Source organism: Streptomyces fuscigenes (assembly GCF_021556455.1).
GTDB lineage: Bacteria > Actinomycetota > Actinomycetes > Streptomycetales > Streptomycetaceae > Streptomyces > Streptomyces fuscigenes.
Window position 1 is genome coordinate 1 of sequence record NZ_JAKGCV010000798.1, and the last position, 1,096, is coordinate 1,096.

Here is a 1,096-nt window from a genome sequence, read left to right on the forward strand (position 1 = left end):
CGCGCGGCCGTCCCGCCCCCCGTGGCGGGGCGGCCGCGCGCACGTGTCACGCGGCGCCGCCGCGCCTCACGCGCCGTCCGCCGCGGCCCTCAGCTGCCGTCGGCAGCCGCCTTCAGCTCGGCCACGTCCAGCTTCTTCATGCCGAACATGGCCTTCATGGCCCGCTCGCGCCGGGCCGGGTCCGGGTCGGTCATCAGCTCGCCCATGAACGCGGGCACGATCTGCCAGGACAGCCCGTACTTGTCCTTGAGCCAGCCGCAGGGCCCCTCCTCGCCGCCGTCGCCGACGAGCCGGTCCCAGTACGCGTCGATCTCCGCCTGGTCGGCGCAGTCGACCGCGAAGGACACCGCCTCGCTGAAGGTGAACTGCGGCCCGCCGTTGATGATCGTGAAGGGGCTGCCGTCGAGCTCGAACTCGACGGTCAGGACGCTGCCCGCCTCGCCGGGCCCCGCGTCGGTGTAGTGCGAGACCTGCTTGATCCGCGAGCGCGGGAAGACGGAGACGTAGTACTCGGCCGCCTCCAGGCCGTTCGCGTCGAACCACAGGTTCGGGGTGAGCTTCGGCATCGGGTCCTCCTGGAGTCTGACGGCAGCGTGTTCCGGCGGGCCGTACGCGGTGCGCGTGCCCATGGTGTGGAGACCGGCCCGGGCACCGGAACTCATCGCATGATGCGGTGCGGATCCAAGATCCCGGGGCACCCCGCGCCGCCGCCGCGCCGTCCGGGAGAATCGGTCGCGGACGAGCAGGGCGAGCGGAACGTGGGGGCGCGAGCGGTCGCGCCGCCGCGCGGGGAGGGGCGTGGCCGATGAGTCAGCGGGCCGGGGGACTGGCGGGGAGCTGGGCCCAGGCACAGCGCCAGCAGCAGCGGCAGTACGAGGCGGAGCAGCGGGAGATCGCCGCCCGGCGGCGCGAGCAGACCCGGCAGCGCCAGGCCGCCGCGCGCGCGGATCGCAGGCAGCAGGCGGAGTACCGCCGCGAGCGTGAGGCCGAGGCCCAGCGCCGCACCGCCGAGCTGGACGCCCGGGTCGCCGAGCTGACGGGGCTGCTGGAACGGCAGGGCAAGCTCGACTGGGCCCTTCAGGAGTTCCACGCCATC

At 74.4% G+C, this 1,096-nt stretch carries 1 protein-coding gene and 1 pseudogene; one reads left to right on the forward strand and one right to left on the reverse strand.

Translation table 11 applies throughout. The annotated features are described in order from the left end of the window. Positions 1-89 precede the first annotated feature (89 nt). Positions 90-566 carry a VOC family protein gene (locus L1885_RS28640; RefSeq protein ID WP_235800047.1) on the reverse strand — a complete coding sequence of 159 codons (477 nt, stop codon included), beginning with the start codon at positions 564-566 and terminating at the stop codon, positions 90-92. Between the two features lie 239 nt (positions 567-805). On the opposite strand from L1885_RS28640, the pseudogene L1885_RS28645 reads away from it, so the two are divergent. Then, positions 806-1,096: pseudogene (locus L1885_RS28645) on the forward strand (hypothetical protein); the annotation flags it as partial.

Excerpts from the sequence above, each read along its gene's own strand:
- L1885_RS28640 (WP_235800047.1), bottom strand. The coding sequence starts at position 566 with ATGCCGAAGCTCACCCCGAACCTGTGGTTCGACGCGAACGGCCTGGAG.